General features: G+C 62.5%; 20 protein-coding genes. 10 read left to right on the forward strand and 10 right to left on the reverse strand.

The window, feature by feature from the left end; translation table 11 throughout:
• Window positions 1–31: 31 nt before the first annotated feature.
• The 7 genes from ASILVAE211_RS13090 to ASILVAE211_RS13120 all read left to right on the forward strand — a co-directional run bounded on the left by ASILVAE211_RS13090 (window position 32) and on the right by ASILVAE211_RS13120 (window position 8439).
• Complete coding sequence (locus ASILVAE211_RS13090) at window positions 32–1585, forward strand: sugar ABC transporter ATP-binding protein (protein WP_227321774.1); 1554 nt, start codon at window positions 32–34, stop codon at window positions 1583–1585.
• Complete coding sequence (locus tag ASILVAE211_RS13095) at window positions 1582–2547, forward strand: ABC transporter permease (protein ID WP_227321775.1); 966 nt, start codon at window positions 1582–1584, stop codon at window positions 2545–2547. Before ASILVAE211_RS13090 ends, ASILVAE211_RS13095 begins: the two co-directional genes overlap by 4 nt.
• Before the next feature lie 156 nt (window positions 2548–2703).
• Window positions 2704–4509 carry a putative bifunctional diguanylate cyclase/phosphodiesterase gene (locus ASILVAE211_RS13100; RefSeq protein WP_227321776.1) on the forward strand — a complete coding sequence of 602 codons (1806 nt, stop codon included), beginning with the start codon at window positions 2704–2706 and terminating at the stop codon, window positions 4507–4509.
• 74 nt (window positions 4510–4583) lie between these two features.
• Window positions 4584–5600 (forward strand): ABC transporter ATP-binding protein, encoded by a 1017-nt coding sequence (locus ASILVAE211_RS26335; protein WP_227321777.1) that lies wholly within the window; start codon window positions 4584–4586, stop codon window positions 5598–5600.
• 26 nt (window positions 5601–5626) lie between these two features.
• The gene (locus ASILVAE211_RS13110; protein WP_227321778.1) at window positions 5627–6775 is read left to right on the forward strand and encodes an ABC transporter substrate-binding protein; all 1149 of its coding nucleotides are present in this window, start codon (window positions 5627–5629) and stop codon (window positions 6773–6775) included.
• A gap of 1 nt (window position 6776) precedes the next feature.
• A complete protein-coding gene (locus ASILVAE211_RS13115; protein WP_227321779.1) occupies window positions 6777–7655 on the forward strand; it encodes an ABC transporter permease in 879 nt (292 codons plus the stop codon).
• Window positions 7645–8439: an ABC transporter permease gene (locus ASILVAE211_RS13120; RefSeq protein WP_227321780.1), complete on the forward strand. Its 795-nt coding sequence runs from the start codon at window positions 7645–7647 to the stop codon at window positions 8437–8439. The genes ASILVAE211_RS13115 and ASILVAE211_RS13120 overlap by 11 nt, the downstream gene beginning before the upstream one ends.
• Window positions 8440–8458: 19 nt before the next feature.
• Here the strand turns inward: ASILVAE211_RS13120 and ASILVAE211_RS13125 are convergent, their stop codons facing one another.
• From ASILVAE211_RS13125 to ASILVAE211_RS13135, 3 genes are all read right to left on the reverse strand, one after another.
• Entirely contained in the window at window positions 8459–8629 is a 171-nt protein-coding gene (locus tag ASILVAE211_RS13125) for a hypothetical protein (RefSeq protein WP_227321781.1), read from the reverse strand.
• A 110-nt stretch (window positions 8630–8739) separates the two neighbouring features.
• Complete coding sequence (locus ASILVAE211_RS13130; RefSeq protein WP_227321782.1) at window positions 8740–10170, reverse strand: alpha/beta hydrolase family protein; 1431 nt, start codon at window positions 10168–10170, stop codon at window positions 8740–8742.
• Between the two features lie 113 nt (window positions 10171–10283).
• Window positions 10284–10532, reverse strand: coding sequence for a hypothetical protein (locus ASILVAE211_RS13135; RefSeq protein ID WP_227321783.1), 249 nt, complete (start codon window positions 10530–10532; stop codon window positions 10284–10286).
• 184 nt (window positions 10533–10716) lie between these two features.
• Here ASILVAE211_RS13135 and ASILVAE211_RS13140 point away from each other — a divergent pair, with 184 nt between their 5' ends.
• Window positions 10717–10941, forward strand: coding sequence for a hypothetical protein (locus ASILVAE211_RS13140; RefSeq protein ID WP_227321784.1), 225 nt, complete (start codon window positions 10717–10719; stop codon window positions 10939–10941).
• 115 nt (window positions 10942–11056) lie between these two features.
• Complete coding sequence (locus ASILVAE211_RS13145) at window positions 11057–11347, forward strand: hypothetical protein (RefSeq protein ID WP_227321785.1); 291 nt, start codon at window positions 11057–11059, stop codon at window positions 11345–11347.
• A 62-nt stretch (window positions 11348–11409) separates the two neighbouring features.
• Here the strand turns inward: ASILVAE211_RS13145 and ASILVAE211_RS13150 are convergent, their stop codons facing one another.
• Window positions 11410–12195, reverse strand: coding sequence for an SDR family NAD(P)-dependent oxidoreductase (locus tag ASILVAE211_RS13150; RefSeq protein WP_227321786.1), 786 nt, complete (start codon window positions 12193–12195; stop codon window positions 11410–11412).
• A gap of 121 nt (window positions 12196–12316) precedes the next feature.
• Here ASILVAE211_RS13150 and uxuA point away from each other — a divergent pair, with 121 nt between their 5' ends.
• Window positions 12317–13492, forward strand: coding sequence for a mannonate dehydratase (gene uxuA, locus ASILVAE211_RS13155; RefSeq protein WP_227321787.1), 1176 nt, complete (start codon window positions 12317–12319; stop codon window positions 13490–13492).
• Here uxuA and ASILVAE211_RS13160 read toward each other — a convergent pair.
• The 6 genes from ASILVAE211_RS13160 to ASILVAE211_RS13185 form a co-directional block, all read right to left on the reverse strand.
• Window positions 13461–13913, reverse strand: coding sequence for a PIN domain-containing protein (locus ASILVAE211_RS13160; protein WP_227321788.1), 453 nt, complete (start codon window positions 13911–13913; stop codon window positions 13461–13463). The two genes, uxuA and ASILVAE211_RS13160, sit on opposite strands and share 32 nt — an antisense overlap.
• 3 nt (window positions 13914–13916) lie before the next feature.
• A complete protein-coding gene (locus ASILVAE211_RS13165) occupies window positions 13917–14159 on the reverse strand; it encodes a type II toxin-antitoxin system Phd/YefM family antitoxin (RefSeq protein WP_227321789.1) in 243 nt (80 codons plus the stop codon).
• Between the two features lie 71 nt (window positions 14160–14230).
• On the reverse strand, window positions 14231–14872 hold the full coding sequence (locus ASILVAE211_RS13170; protein WP_227321790.1) for an FMN-binding negative transcriptional regulator: 642 nt from the start codon (window positions 14870–14872) through the stop codon (window positions 14231–14233).
• Window positions 14873–14888: 16 nt separating this feature from the next.
• On the reverse strand, window positions 14889–15257 hold the full coding sequence (locus ASILVAE211_RS13175) for a DUF779 domain-containing protein (RefSeq protein WP_227321791.1): 369 nt from the start codon (window positions 15255–15257) through the stop codon (window positions 14889–14891).
• Window positions 15258–15329: 72 nt separating this feature from the next.
• A complete protein-coding gene (locus ASILVAE211_RS13180) occupies window positions 15330–15644 on the reverse strand; it encodes a hypothetical protein (RefSeq protein ID WP_227321792.1) in 315 nt (104 codons plus the stop codon).
• A 98-nt stretch (window positions 15645–15742) separates the two neighbouring features.
• Window positions 15743–15970 (reverse strand): hypothetical protein, encoded by a 228-nt coding sequence (locus tag ASILVAE211_RS13185; RefSeq protein ID WP_227321793.1) that lies wholly within the window; start codon window positions 15968–15970, stop codon window positions 15743–15745.
• Window positions 15971–16040 lie beyond the last annotated feature (70 nt).

A 16040-nucleotide genomic window follows, 5' to 3' on the forward strand; every position in this document is an offset into this window, starting at 1 on the left:
GACGGCCTTGTCTTTGGCTACAGGAGCAACCATGGCGGCTGACGCCGAAAGCGCCGGACACAGGGCGGAACCGCCCTGGCTGGTCCTGGCCAATCTCAGTAAATCCTACGGCCCGGTGAATGCGCTCATCGATTTTTCCATGACCGTCGCGCGTGGCGAGGTTATCGGCATCATCGGGGAGAATGGTGCCGGCAAATCGACCCTGATGAAGATCCTGGGCGGCGTGGTTGCGCCGGACGCCGGAACGCTGACCGTCGACGGCACGCCGCATAGCGGCTTTACGGTCGCCGACAGCATGGGCGCGGGCATCGCCTTCGTGCATCAGGAACTCAATCTCTTCGACAATCTCGATGTAGCCGCGAATGTGCTGATCGGGCGGGAGAAGCGGCAGGGTGGATTCCTCAACCTTCTCGACCGCCGCGCCCAGCGGGACGCGGTGGCCCCGCTGCTGCGCCGCGTCGGCGCCAATTTTGCGCCCAATACGCCGGTCTCGTCTCTGTCCATCGCGCAATGTCAGATGGTCGAAATCGCCAAGGCGCTGTCGGTGGACGCACGGCTCGTTATCCTTGACGAGCCAACGTCAAGCTTGCCGCTGGCCGAGACCGACAAGCTGCTGGACGTCATCGCCGATCTCAAGCGTTCGGGCATTGCGGTGATTTTCATCACCCATCGCCTGCATGAAATCGAACGTGCGGCGGACCGCGTGGTGGCGCTGCGCGACGGCAGGCTTGCCGGGCATCTGTCCCGCGCCGAAATCACGCATGATGCCATGGTCAAGCTGATGATCGGCCGCGACCTCAAGCTGGATGAGGCGCGCAGCAACCGCCCGGTCGGCGATATCGTGCTGTCGGCGCGCGGCATCCGCACGCCGAGCCGCCCAGCCGCTCCGGTCGATCTGGACCTGCGCGCCGGCGAAATTCTGGGTCTCGCCGGGCTGGTCGGCGCCGGGCGCACGGAACTGGCCCGCGTCTTCTTCGGCATCGACAAGCCGCTCGGCGGCAGCCTGTCGCTGCGCGGCCAGCCGCTGCGCCTGAAGACGACGACGGACGCCGTGAAGCAGGGCATTTTCCTGGTGCCGGAGGACCGCAAGCTCAACGGCGTGCTGCTGGACCTGCCGATATCGGAGAATATCTCCCTCCCCAATCTGCCCGCCCATGCCCGGCGCAGCCTTGTCTCGCGCGCCCTGGAAAACAGGACGGCGGAGACGCAGCGCAAGAATCTCGCCATCAAGGCAGACCGGCTGGCGACCCCGGCGCGGTCGCTGTCGGGCGGCAATCAGCAGAAGGTTGTGCTCGCCAAATGGCTGGCCATGACGCCCAGCGTCATGATCTTCGACGAACCCACGCGCGGCATCGATATCGGCGCCAAGGCGGAAATCTACCGCCTGATGCGCGGCCTCGCGGAACAGGGCGTCGCGATCCTGATGATTTCCAGCGACATGGAGGAGGTCATCGGGGCCTCCGACCGGATCGCGGTCATGCATGAGGGTGCGATCGCCGGCTATCTCGACCGTCCCGATTTCAGTGAGGAGAACGTGCTTCTCCTCGCTGTCGGCAAGCAGATGAACCATACGGCAGCGGCATGAACAAAAAAGACCTTGGCCTCCTGATCCTCATCGTCGTCGTCGGCATCGTCGTCGCGACGCTCAATCCGCGCTTTCTGCTGCCGATCAATATCTCCAATACCGCCAATCTGGTGGGGCTGTTCGGACTGTCCGCCATCGGCCAGTCCATCGTCATCATCACCGGCGGCATCGAGCTCTCGGTCGGCTCGGCCATCGCGCTGGTCGGCGTGCTCTTCGTGGATTTCGTCGCCAATGAAGGCGTGCCCTGGCCGGTCGCCCTGGTGCTGATGATCGCGCTCGGCACGCTGCTGGGGCTGATCCACGGCCTGTTGATCACGAAACTGAAATTGCAGCCCTTCATCGTGACGCTGTGCGGCCTGCTGATCTATCGCGGCATTGCGCGCTTCTACACGCAGGACGGCACGGCGGGTTTCGGCTTCGGCCAGAACTTCCCGGCGCTGAACTGGCTGACGGTGGGGCGCAGCCATGGCGTGCCGCATTCTTTCGTCGCCATGCTCATCGTGGCCATCATCATGTGGGTGGTTTTGCACCGGTCGGTCTTCGGCCGCTATCTGTTCGCGGTCGGAAAGAACGAGGAAGCGGCGCGCTATTCCGGCATCCGCACCGGGCTGGTCATCATCTGGGCCTATGTCATCTGTCAGATTCTGACCGCCATCGCGGCCATTTATTTCGCGATGTATACAAGCTCCATCACCCCGGCCAGCCAGGGCAATTTCTACGAGCTCTATGCCATCGCAGCAGCCGTGCTGGGCGGCTTCTCGCTCCGCGGCGGGGAAGGCTCCATCGTCGGCGTCGTCTTGGGGGTCGTTCTGCTACAGGAACTGCAAAATCTCGTTAACCTGCTCGGCATCCCCTCCTCGCTCAATTTCGCGGTCATGGGCGGCGTCATTCTCATCGGCATCACCGTGGACCAGCAATGGGGCAATGTCCGCGCCAAGTTCCTGCCCCGCAAGGCGGCCTAACCGGGAAAGCCGTCTGGCAAATCCAGACGGCTTTCCCCTCACGGATCACATCATGCGGAGCAGGGCCAAGGCGTTTGACGGGACCGGCTTGCACTGGTTTGATGAATGTCTAGGTAAAAACCTCATAGCCATTCATCAAAGACTCGATGGATTTTCATGCTGACGCAATTTCAACATGTGCTTCTCGACAAGATCGCGCGAGATGAAGAGGCTGAAACGACGGCAGAGTTGATTTGCCGTGAAGTAGAGAGCCTTTCCCAGGGCGTGCTGTGCTCCATGCTGACGGTGGACCGCGCTGGCCTGCTGCATCCTCTCGCCGGTCCCAGTCTTCCCGTTGCCTATTCGGCGGCATTGGACGGCTTGCAAATCGGGCCGAATGTCGGCTCCTGCGGGTCGGCCGCCTTCCTGCGCCAGGACGTTGCCGTCACGGATATCTTTGTCGATCAGCGTTGGCAGGCCTTTCGGGATCTGGCTGAGCCTCTGGGCGTCAAAGCCTGCTGGTCCAGCCCCATCCTGGCCGGTGACGGCCATACGCTCGGCACCTTCGGCTTCTACTATAAGGATAGCCGTGGGCCGAGCGCCGAGGAACGGACTATCGTCGCAGAATGCCTGAACCTGTCGGCCATCCTGCTCGACCGCAAACAGTTGCGATCGGACAATCGTCGGCTGGCCTATCAGGATCCATTGACCGGCCTGGGCAATCGGGCTGCTTTCGAAAAGACAATCGAGGACGCGTCGCGCGGAACCGATCATCTCAGCCTGCTTCTGCTCAATATTGACGACCTTAGAAGCATCAATGACGATCTTGGCTATGCGGATGCCGACCTCCTGATTGGAGAGATGGGTCGGCGGCTGAGCAGCGTGACCTCGCCGGGGCAAGCCTTCAGAATCAATGGCGGCGAGTTCGCCGTGCTGCTGCGCCACGACAAGGCGGATCAGGACGGATCAGGAATCGCCAAAACCATTCTGGCGAAGATGAGCCCGCCGCTATGGTTCGGACCCTATTCCGTCTCTCCCGTCGTCAATTGCGGCGGCGCCATCTTTGATGCCGACCGGCCACGCGACCCCGACGTGCTCCGTCGCAAAGCGGATATGGCGCTTCAGCATGCAAAGGACAATCGCTTCGGGCGGTTCGTGCATTTCGACAAGAAACCCGCCATCCAGCACAAGCGCGACGTTCCGAATCTGCAATATGTCGCGAAGGCTTTGAGTGAAGACCGGGTTGAGGCCTATTATCAACCGCTGGTTCGCCTGGATACGCAGGAGGTGATCGGGCTGGAAGCCTTGTGCCGCCTGCGCTCGCCGCAAGGCCATATCGTGCCCGCCGTGCAATTTTCTGAGGCTCTGAAGGATCCGTCGATCGGCACGCGGGTCACCGAACGTATGCTGCACTTGGTCACGAGCGATATGCGCCGGTGGCTCGACCAGCGCATTACCCTGCGGCATGTCAGCTTGAACATTGGCATGCCGGACTTCCTGCAGGGCGATCTGTGCGAGAGGATTATCGACGCGCTGTCGCGGCAGAAAATTCCGCACGGCCATCTTCTTGTCGAGGTGGCGGAGACGGTCGACTTCGCCGACCAGCGCTGCGATGTGCAAAATACGCTGGAGCAGTTGCGGGCCGCAGGGGTGAAAGTCGCACTCGACGATTTTGGAACCGGATACGCCTCGCTGGATCATCTTCTCACCCTGCCCGTCGATATCATAAAGACCGACCGCAGCCTTCTGGATCGTTTTTCCCCCGGAGAAAGCGGCGAAACCCTGATCAAGACCTTGCTGGGCATGACGCGGACCCTCGACATGCAATTGCTGGTGGAAGGCGTTGAGACCGCCTGCCAGGCCAGCCGCCTGGCCGGGCTCGGATGCGGTCTGGCGCAGGGCTATTTCTTCGGCAGTCCGGACAGCGCCGAGATGATGACGGAGATTCTCCTGGGGTCGAAACGCAAGAGACTGCTCGTCTAGCCTCGGTGGCGCGGGCTCTGGACAAACTCGTTTCAGCCAAGACAAGATAGCCCCGGACAGAAACGGGGGCCTGGGTGCGACAGAGTAGCGAGCCGGCACCCCTTATCCGGCTTTCAGGCGTGCGCAAGGTTTTCGGCGGCACGGCCGCGATCGAAAACCTCGACCTTGCGATCCATGCCGGTGAGTTCTTCACCTTCCTCGGGCCATCAGGCTCGGGCAAGACCACGACGCTGCGCATCATCGCCGGCTTCGAACTGCCCGATGCCGGAACGGTTGCGTTGGATGGACAGGATCTGTCCCGCCTGCCGCCGCATAAGCGGGACGTGAACACGGTCTTTCAAGATTACGCGCTGTTTCCGCATCTGACCTTGCTGGAAAACGTCGCTTACGGCCTGCGTGCCAAGAAAATCCCGGCCAAGGACGCGATACTGCGCGCGGAAGCGGCGCTCGCCTCCGTGCGACTCGCCGACTTCGGTGCCCGGCGGCCCGGCCAATTGTCGGGCGGCCAGCGTCAGCGCGTGGCCTTGGCGCGCGCCATCGTCAATCGCCCGCGCGTGCTGCTGCTGGATGAGCCGTTGGGGGCGCTGGACCTGAAGCTGCGCCATCAGATGCAGGTGGAGCTAAAGGCCTTGCAGCAGCAGACGGGCATCACCTTCATCTATGTCACGCATGACCAGGATGAGGCGCTGACCATGAGCGACCGCATCGCCGTCTTCAACCATGGCCGCGTCGAGCAGATCGCCTCGCCCTGGATGCTGTACGAACAGCCGCAGACGGCGTTCGTGGCCGGCTTCGTCGGCATCACCAATATCATCGCGCGCGACGGCACAGCCTGCGCGCTGCGCCCGGAAAAGATCCGCCTGCTGTCGCCCGATGCGCCGGCGGCAGGGTGGGAGACGATGCCCGCCACCATTGCCGCGGTCAGCTATCTGGGCATGTCGACGCGCTTCCTGCTCGATTGTGCGGATGGCAGCCGGCTGACGGCCGTGGAGCAGAATATGGCCCATGGCGCGGAAGCGCCACGCCTGGCCCAGGGCAGCCCAGTCCTCGCCGCCTGGTCTGCCGAAGCCCCCTGGCCACTCGCCGCTTAACCTTCACCCGCCACAGGAGCCGGATCATGAAAGTCTCGATGACGTGCCTGACCAAAGCCGCCGCGATGATCGTGAGCCTGGCGCTGCCCTTCGCCCAGGCAGCCTCCGCCGCCGAGCCGCTGTCGGCCATCGGCAAGGGCGAAGGCGCGCTCAATATCGTGGCCTGGGAAGGCTATGCGCAGGATGACTGGGTAAAGCCCTTCGAGGCCAAGACCGGTTGCAAGGTCAATCGCAAATACGCGGGCTCCTCGGATGAGATGGTGGCGCTGATGCGCTCCGGTGGCGGCGGCCAGTATGACCTCGTCTCGGCCTCGGGCGACGCGACGCTGCGGCTGATCTACGGCCATAACGTGCAGCCCATCAATATAGCCCTGATTCCGGCCTGGACGAATTTCATCCCCGCTTTGCAAGGCCCGTCCTTCAATACCGTGAAGGGCGTGCATTACGGCGTCTCCTACGAATGGGGGCCGAATACGCTTCTGTACAATACGCAGAAGGTGACGCCGGTGCCGACCTCATGGTCCGTCATCTATGACGAGGCCAATAAGGGCAAGATCACGGTGCCGGACAATCCCATCCAGATCGCCGATGCGGCGCTCTATCTGTCCAAGACCGATCCCAGCCTCGGCATCACCGATCCTTACGAGCTGACGCAGCCGCAGATGGACGCGGTGGTGACGCTTCTGAAAAAGCAGCGTCCGCTGATCCGTAAATACTGGGCGCTGGCCTCAGACGAAATCGACCTCTTCCGCAATGGCGACGTCACGCTGGGCGCGGCCTGGCCCTATCAGACCAATACGCTGCAAGCGGCCAAAGTGCCGGTGGCCGATACGCTGCCGACCGAAGGCGTCACCGGCTGGGCCGATACCTGGATGGTCTCGGCCAAGTCGCCGCACCCGAACTGCGCCTATGAATGGATCAATTACGTGACGACGCCTTATGTGCAGGCGCAGCAGGCAATCTATTTCGGGGAAACGCCCGCCAATACACTGGCCTGCGCCGAGATGGACAAGCAGCAGGCCGGATCCTGCAAGCAGTATCATGCCGATGCGGGGGCGAGCTATTTCGACCAGATCCATTTCTGGAAGACGCCGCTGAAGGCCTGCGGCAATGGCCAGAGCAATTGCCTGGATTACGGGGCCTGGCAGCGCGCCTGGCAGGAAATCAAGGGCTGAGATGCCAGCTTCCGCCTCCCTTTCCGGTCTTCTGTGGCGGCGCCCGGCTTGGCGCGTCGCCGCGCTGATCTCCCTGCCCGCAATCTGGTTCGTGCTGTTCTATCTGGCGGCGCTGGCGGCGATGTTCGTCTCCTCCTTCCATACGGTGGATGAATTGTCGGGGCAGATTCAGCCCGGATGGACGCTGGATAATTTCCGCCAGCTTCTGGGCGACTGGACCTATGGCCGCATCGCGCTGCGCACCGTCGGCATTGCGGCCGCCGTGACGCTGACGGATGGGCTGCTGGCCTGGCCCTTCGCCTATGTTATGGCCCGCTATGCCGGCCCCCGGCTGAGACCCGCGCTGATGGCGCTGGTGATGCTGCCGCTATGGTCCAGCTATTTGGCCCGCGTCTATGCCTGGCGGCTGATCTTGGCGCATGACGGCGCGCTCAACTGGCTGCTGCATGGGCTGGGCCTGCCGGCAGCATCCATCGGCTATTCCAACTGGGCGATGTGGATCGTCTTCACCTATCTGTGGCTGCCCTTCATGATCCTGCCGCTGTTTGCGGCGCTGGAGCGCATTCCGCCCTCGCTGCTGGAAGCCTCGTCGGATCTGGGAGCAGCCGGTTGGCGAACGTTTCGGCGCGTCATCGTGCCGCTGGCCATGCCCGGATTGGTCGCGGGGTCTATCTTCACCTTCTCGCTGACGCTGGGCGATTACATCACGCCGCTGCTGGTCGGCGGTCCGGGTTCGGATTTCATCGGCAATGTCGTCTATTCGAATGTCGGTGTATCCAACAACATCCCCTTCGCGGCGGCCTTCGCCGTGCTGCCGCTGCTGGTCATGGCCGGCTACCTGCTGATCGCCCGCAAGCTCGGGGCCTTCGATGCGCTTTGATCTGGCCAAAACCCTGCTCTGGGCCTCGGTGATCGTAATCCTGCTGTTTCTGTTCGTCCCCGTGGCCATCATCATGGTCTATGCCTTTTCGGCCTCGAATATTCAGGGATGGCCGATCCAGAGCTTCTCTCTTCAGTGGTTTGCCCGGACATTCGCGGATGACGAAGTGCGGGCCGCACTTTTTCTGTCCGTTGAAGTGGCGGTGGTTGCGACGGCTCTCGCCATGCTGATGGGATTGCTGGCCGCACTCGCCGTCTACCGGCTGCGCGGCCCGGGCAGCGAGGCCATCGCCTTCGCGGTCGTTTTGCCCATCGCCCTGCCCGGCATCCTCACCGGCATGGCGCTGAATTCCTATTTCGTGCTGTGGGGGATCAATCTGTCCTTCTGGACCATTGTTATCGGCCACGGCACCTTCTGCACCGTCATCGTCTATAACAATGTCATTGCGCGGCTGCGCCGCTTGCCGCCCTCCTGGGCGGAAGCCTCGGGCGATCTCGGCGCCGGTCCCTGGCGGACCTTCCGGCTCATCACGCTGCCCATGTTGGGCAGCGCGCTGGGTGCGGGTGCCCTACTGGCTTTCGCGCTGTCCTTCGACGAGGTCATCGTCACCACCTTTACGGCCGGGGCGCAGACCACCCTGCCGCTGTGGATTTTCGGCGCCATCCGCCTGGGCCAGCATCTGCCGGAAGTGAATGTCGTTGTCTGCGTCGTGATCCTGCTCACGATCCTGCCCGTACTGCTGGCCCAGCGCCTGATGGGCCGCGCGGCGCTGCTGCACAAATAGCGGCGCCTGAGGGCCGCGCTTATTTGCCGAAAATGAAATGGACGAGATCGACCAGGCCGAACATCGAAAAGGGCATGACGAAGAGTGCGACCGCCAGAAAAAGCACGAAGCGGCTGAGCACCTTGTCGCTCGGCATTTCAGGGCCCGGTTGCGAGGGCCGCTCATGGAAATTCGTTCCATCGAATGGCATGGGTTCACCCTTTCCCATCGGCTGGGCGATTATAGGCCATAAACGGGTGCGGACGGCAACGTCGTTGCAGTCTTGGCAAAAGATTTCCCCAAACCCGCGATATGCAAGGGTCAGAAGGCCTCATTGTGCCGGACCGCGCCAAACAACCGTCCTGTCGACAGCATAACCCCGCAATCCGGATGGGACATCTGACAATAGTGCAAGGCGTGGGACGCCGGATCAGGGCCCGAAGATGAGACCCAGGACCCGTCCGGCGAAATGACGAAGGCTCGCGGCAGCGGTTCGTCCAGAAACTTGCGATAGCCGGCCAATGCCCCAGCATTAAGATAAGGCACGGCGCTTATATTCGTGAGCGCCGCAAAGCCGGAGGGAACCGGTGCCGGCGCCGCAACCCAGACCATGCGGTCGTCAACGGCATAGGGACGGCATGTGAAGCCATAGGCACGGCACAGATTGAGCGCCCGGCCCAACGGATCGAAGCCTCCAAAGCTCGCGGCTGACCGCCCGTCTGGCGCCAGAACAAAGGCCCGCGGCGTCGCATGGGACAGAAAGTGCCGGTAGTCGGCACGTCCGTCCTCAGAGAGATTAGGCACCGCCGCCACGTCGCTCACCGCCGCGAAATGCGTGGTGGCAGGCGCGGGCAAGGGCAGATACGCAGGAAAGATCGCACGGTGCGGCATGCCGATGCGGCCCAGAAAGGCGTCCAGAGGCGAAGTCCAGAGCGGCAATCCTTCCGGAAAACTCAAGACTTGATGTGAGTCATCCCTAAAACGGCCGATCTGGATCAACACGGCTTGGCCGCCGGCCTTGGTATAGGTCCGAAACATGGCCTGCCACAGCGGTTTCGGGAACAGACTGTCATTGTCACCGAAGAACCAGATCGACGGGATCGAGGTCGTGGCGCCCAACGCGCGCAATCCGGATAGAAGCGCTAGGTCGCCGGGTCCGGTCGCTTCCCCGTCGCAAGCGCTTGAGCGAATACCGCCCGCGAAGCTGACCAGCCCGACGATGTTGCGGGGATGCAGGGCGCCAATCGCCAGCGTATTCCAGCCACCAAAACTCTGGCCCCCGACGACGACACGACGCGTATCAAGATCAGGATCGCCTGACAGGTCCTGGATGATCGCCAGAATGTCGCGCGCGTCAGCCGTCCCCAGTGCTGCCAGATTGCAGCCGGTATTGGGGAGTTGCCCTTCGGACGCCGCGAAGCCGCGCATCATCGGCATCGCCACCGCATAGCCGCGAGATAAAAAGTAATAGGCAGAAAAAGTGTAGATGTAGCGCTGCATCGTTCTTAGCTTATCCCCGGCAAGGGGTGTGCCATGGTTCAGCACGACAAGGGGAAAAGGCCCCGCGCCCTCCGGTGTCAGCAAGGTCACTTCCAGCCGGGCGGGACGATCCGGGTCAGCCGGCAACATCATCACCTGCTGCTGCATGGCCAGGGGTGGGATCAGATCAGGGTTGAGCGCGGTATCGATGGGTGTGTCGGCAAGGCTTGGCCGCCCGGCCGCCATGACCAGTGCGGCGGCTGCAAACAGCATCCAAACCCGCCAGCGAAAACAGCCCATGCCATCCATCCGATTGCCCCGTGGAGCGAAGATGACATGGCAATTTAAACGCCGTCAAAAGTGTTTCGGACTTCGAACCGTATCGGTCACGGCGCCGAGCCGACCGTATTGCCCGCGCCGATGCCGGCCTGCGTCGCACCACCTTCCGGCCCGGCGCTCGGCCCGGTCTGGGTGCCGCCGCCGTTCTGAAAGGCGCCGGTCATGGGATTGGCGCTGGTCGTCGCGGCCGGCGCTGTCGGCGGCGGCACGGAAGGCGACGACCCCATCATGTCGCAGCCGGCGAGGCCCAGCGGCAGGCCCAAGGCAAGCGTGGCGAAAGACCAGGTCCGTTTCATCACATTGTTCCAAATGCTTGATTTCTGGCCTTTCACCTCGGTGCAAAGGCGGCCTTCATCCAGAGTCTTCCCGATTTTGTGCGCATCATGGCTGCGTGATGACACAGCGGAACGCTCATCACCGCTCTTGCCATGACAGTAAGTTCTTGTTTTGTTCGCATTCGTAATCGCGATGGAGAGCAGGATGGCAGATCAGTATGAAGCGGAGACCGTCGCCTTGCGGACCATCGTCATGGCTGCCCTGTCAGCCCGTCACCGCCGGACGGCGCATCCCGCCGACCGGCATGCGCTCCAAGCTCAGGCCAACCGTATCGCCTTGGCAATCCAGGGGGAATTCGCCCTTTTCCCGCGACAGAAACCGGCCTGCGATGCCCCCGATTTACGCATTCCTCTTTCGGCAGAGTCATGAATGATATGCCGCGAGTTCCATTTCTCCATCTGTCGCACTGCACCATATGTCGCTCAAACGCCGTTGCACATTTGTTAAGCAAGACGTCGAAAATTTGAGCTTTGGAGCCATCGCTATGAAATCCGGTCTTTTGTTCTCCGCTACCGCCAGCCTGATGCTTCTGGGCAGCACCGCCGTCTTCGCGCAGCAATATGCAGCGCCCGACGCCGTGACTCTGAAGCCCGGCCAGGCCGCTTCACCCGTCGCCGCTGCCCCGGTTGCCGCGCCGCAGGCCAATGTCAGCATCATCTCCCTGAAGCCGGGCGAGACGGTGAACACCGCCAGCGCCCAGGATTTCGGCGCGACCGCCGTGCATCACGAGCAGGCTGGTTCCTTCCAGCTGTTGGCGCCGGGCCAGGCTGGCTAATCGCCACAACCTCGACGAAGACTGAAAAAGGCGGAGCCTCACCGGGCTCCGCCTTTTTTATGTCAGCGCACGCCGATGCCGGCGGTCAGCCCGCCGTCGATCTTGAAATCGGCACCGGTGACAAAGCCGGCCTTGTCTGAGACCAGGAAGGCGACCAGATCGGCCACTTCCTCGGGCTCGCCGATGCGGCCCAGCGGATGCGCCGCGCCGAACCGGGCGAAAGCATCGTCGATATCCGCGTCCGGTCCGTCGAAAGTCTGTGCCGCCAGCGTCAGGATGGGCGTGCGGATCGAGCCCGGGCTGATCGAGACGACGCGAATCTGGTCAGCCGCGAAATCCAGCGCCATGGCGCGCGTCATGGCATGGATGGCGCCCTTGGATGCGACATAAGCCATCACCCCCGCCTGACAGGCGAAACCCTGCACACTCGACAGGTTGACGATGACGCCGCCGCCACGCTTGCGCATTTCCGGCACGCCCGCCTGCGCCGTCAAATGGATGGACCCGACATTGACCGCCATGCAGCGCATGAAGGTGGCGTGGTCGGTTTCAACCGCATCGCCGTAGGGATGGACGGCCGCCGCGTTGACGATGACATCCAGCCCGCCATGGAGGTGCACGGCCTCGGCCACAGCCTCCGCCACCGCCTTCGGGTCACTGACATCGGTGCGCAGCACCGTCACCGTCAGCCCCTCCTCCACCGCAAGCTGGCTGAGCCCGTCATTGCCCTGCGGGTCGATACCGAGCGCGATGACGGCATAGCCTGCCCGCGCCAGGCCCAGCGCCGTCGCCCGGCCGATCCCGGTCGTGCCCGTGATCAGCGCCACCTTGTTCTGCGACCCATGCATCTTTTTCGTCCCCCGCTTTTATATGCCGTTCTCGCCTAGCTGGAAGCGCGCCGCAACGGTTGACGCGACGCCAGGAAGTGACGAGCCTCCCCGTTAATAAGACTAGAGAATGGAGGCGATCTTGGAACAGAGCTGGCGCTGGTTTGGACCGGATGATCCGGTTCCATTGGCCCATGTACGACAGGCGGGCGCGACCGGCATCGTCACCGCGCTCCATCACATCTATGACGGCCGCGCCTGGACGGCCGATGATATCGGCGGCCGCAAGGCCATGATCGAAGCGGCAGGTCTCTCCTGGAATGTCTGCGAATCGATCCCGGTCCATACCTCCATCAAGCTGCGCAGCGGCCCCTACCGGCAGTATATCGACGCCTGGAAGGACAGCCTGGCCGAGCTCGGCCGCGCCGGCATTCCTGTCATCTGCTACAACTTCATGCCCGTTGTGGACTGGACGCGCACGGACCTGATGTATGCCATGCCCAGCACCGGCCATGCGCTGCGTTTCGATATGCTGGAATTCGTGGCCTATGACGCTTTCGTGCTGAAACGCGCGGGCGCCGAGGGCGATTATCCGGCGGCGGTGCTGGACCGCGCACGTGGCGTCATCGCCCGCAAGACGGAAGCCGAAATCGCGATACTGGAAAAAAACATCATCGCCGGCCTGCCGGGCGGCGAGGACACCTATACGCGTGACGCCATCGCCCGCCGCATCGCCTCCTTCCACGGTGTGACACCCGCCGATATGCGCGCCAATCTGGTGGCCTTTCTGGAAGAGGTGGTGCCGGTGGCCGAGGAATTCGGCGTCAAGCTCGGCATCCATCCGGATGACCCGCCATTCTCGCTGTTCGGTCTGCCGCGCATCGTCTCCACGGCGGATGACGCCGCAACCATTCTGGCGGCGGTCGATCGGCCCGCCAATGGTCTGACGCTCTGCGCCGGGTCATACGGGTCACGCCCCGACAATGACGTGGTCGGCATGGCCGAACGCTTCGCGTCGCGCATCAATTTCGTCCATCTCCGCAATGTCGCGAAAGAGCCTGACGGGTCTTTCAACGAATCCGATCATCTGGCGGGGGATGTCGATATGGTGGCGCTGATCGGCGTGCTGCTGCGGGAGGAAAGCCGCCGCGCGGCGGCGGGCGATAGCGCGCCCATCCCCATGCGCCCCGACCACGGCCATCTGCTGGGCTTCGACACCGAACGCCGCAGCAATCCGGGCTATTCCTATATCGGGCGGCTGAAGGGCCTGGCGGAACTGCGCGGCATTATGACGGCGCTGGGGGCGAAGACGGCGTAAAGTGCCAGGGATCCAGAACCCGCAACCCAAGCGGCACAAAATGCCGCAGGTTGCGGGTCAAGATCGTGAGATTAGCTGCTTCAGCCGTGCCCGCTATGGCGAGATCCGCAAAATCCGGTGCTATTCCAAGCCCTCTCGCCTTGTCCATCAAGCGTCCTGCGGCCGCAGCAGCCCTCGCGTCCAGGGCAATAACCCTGTCACCATAAAGGTGAAGTAGCGCTTCCAACCAAGCCGCTAAAATTTTGGCCTTTTGCGTCGCACCCGTCCGGGCCGCCTTGGCGATACCGTCTTCGACTTCCATGATCGTTATTGCAGAAATAAATAGTCGATCTGAATTCAACTCAATCCAGTTGGCACAACGATCTTTTACGACTTTTGTGGGAGCGAGTGTGGAGATGACATTCGTATCGACCAGATACACTGATCAAAACTCCAGCGCGCTTTCAGGCATAGGTTGCCGCTCTGCAATGTCCCCGTCTTCTAGTGGCGCGGCCATCAAAAGCTGAGCAAAGGATGGCACACGGTTCAAACGTTGCCATTCGGCGAAGCTGATGACGACAGCTTGCGGTGAACCATGGCGCGTGATGACTGAGGGATGCCCGGCTACAGCGGCATCAACAACCGCAGACAGTCCCGCCTTTGCGTCTCTCAGTTGAATTTCGCGCATCGCCGACCTCAGGTGACTACAGTAGTCATTTAAAGGTAGTTCCCAAAAAATTCTAGCATTTACTTAGAGACTCAATCCTCGCCCATCGCCTCGGCAACGAGATCGGCCACGGCATCGGCGTCGGGCTTGCCCTCGGCACGAAGGCCTTCGATGACGCCGCCACGGTCTGCCTCGCTGCGGTTCTGGCTCATCTTCCATTTGCCGGTGATATCGGTGATCTCCATCCGCAGGCCGACAATGGCGCGCAACTGGCTGGCGACATAATCCTCCGGCGCGTCGGAGACGGCCCAGGGCGCGTCACGCCCGGCTTCATGCGTCTCCGTCAGCCGCCGCACGATGTCCAGCAGCGGCGTGGCTTCCTCGAAGAAGGAAATCCGTCCCCGCACCTGGATGGTGACGTAGTTCCAGGTCGGCACCACCTTGCCGGTCTGGCGCTTGGTCTCGTACCAGCCGGGCGAGATATAGCTGTCAGGGCCGGAAAAGATGGCCAGCGCCTCGACGGATCGATCCGCCGTCTTCCATTGCGGATTGGCCCGCGCCAGATGGCCCAGCAACACGCCCTGGCCGTTATCCGACAGGTCCAGCAGCAGCGGCAGCGGTGTCGCCTCCAGTCCCTCGGTGCCGAAGGTGACGAGCTGCGCCATAGGATAATCGCGGATCGCGCCATGTAGGACGTCGGTGCGGTCTTCGCGGAATTGGCGGGGCAGATACAAGCGGATTTCCTTCCGGCTAGACAGGGAGAAGGGCGGAAACCTCATCATCGGTGAAAACGCGGGAGCGCGTCAAAAACCGCACGCCACGCCCGTTTTCCAGCGAGAACATGCCGCCGCGCCCGGACACGACATCGACGATGATCTGCGTATGCTTCCAGTAGTCGAATTGCGCGCGGTTCATGAAGAAGGGCGCGCCGCCGATCTCTCCCAGCCGCACGTCATTGTCCCCGATCATGAAATCGCCGCGCGGGTAGCACATGGGAGATGACCCGTCGCAGCAGCCGCCCGACTGATGGAACAGGATGGACCCGTTTTCACCGGTCAGTGTCGCGATGAGATCAAGGGCTTCCGGCGTTGCCGTTACCCGCTCCAGGGATTGCACCATGGCTGAAGGTCTCCCGATTATGATTAACGGGCGGCTTATGGCGCCGCCTCGGTCTTATATGGTGTGCGACCGTCAGCCGCGCCAGCGGCGTGGCCTTGTCCGGCTGCCTTTCGGGCCAGACAGGCTAATGGCGCCGCCGAACAGGATGAGGCCGATCGCCGTCGGCAGCAGCCAGGCCGGGCGCTGCAACAGCGGCCAGGCCAGATCCGTCCAGGCCCAGGGCGGCAGATTGCCAGTCACAAAACTTTGGAAGGCCGGTACGAAATTCGGGTCGGCCATGGCAACCAAGGTCTTCAGCTGCATATCTGGCGGCCAGATGCTGGCGACGGCGAAAGCCGACACCAGGAAGATGGCCGCGAGCACAGACAGGATACGAGCGATGATCACGGGGGGAGCTTACGCTGTCTCCGGCGCTCCAGCATAGAGCGAAGCGATGCCCAGCGGGGTAGTACCGCAAATTTGCGTAACAATGACCGGCGAGGACATCAGTGGATCAGCCGGCCCAGCAGGCTGACCAGCGCCGCGCTGACCCCGGCACTCAGCGAAATGGCGAGCACGAAGGGCGCCAGTTTACGTTCGCGATCGTATTTTGCCGCTTCGGCGATCAGCTTGCTCTGCTCTGCCTGAAACTTGCGGCTCTCCGCCAAAGCCCGATCGATACGAACGATCTGCTCGCGGATATCAAGGCCATGTTCGGCGGTGGCGTCGGACATGATATTCGCCTCCTGATGACCTTATTATGAGCCGGACTCCGACCGGTTTCAACAGATCCGAAACGAATTC

It is taken from the genome of Acidisoma silvae (assembly GCF_020618775.1).
Lineage (GTDB): Bacteria > Pseudomonadota > Alphaproteobacteria > Acetobacterales > Acetobacteraceae > Acidisoma > Acidisoma silvae.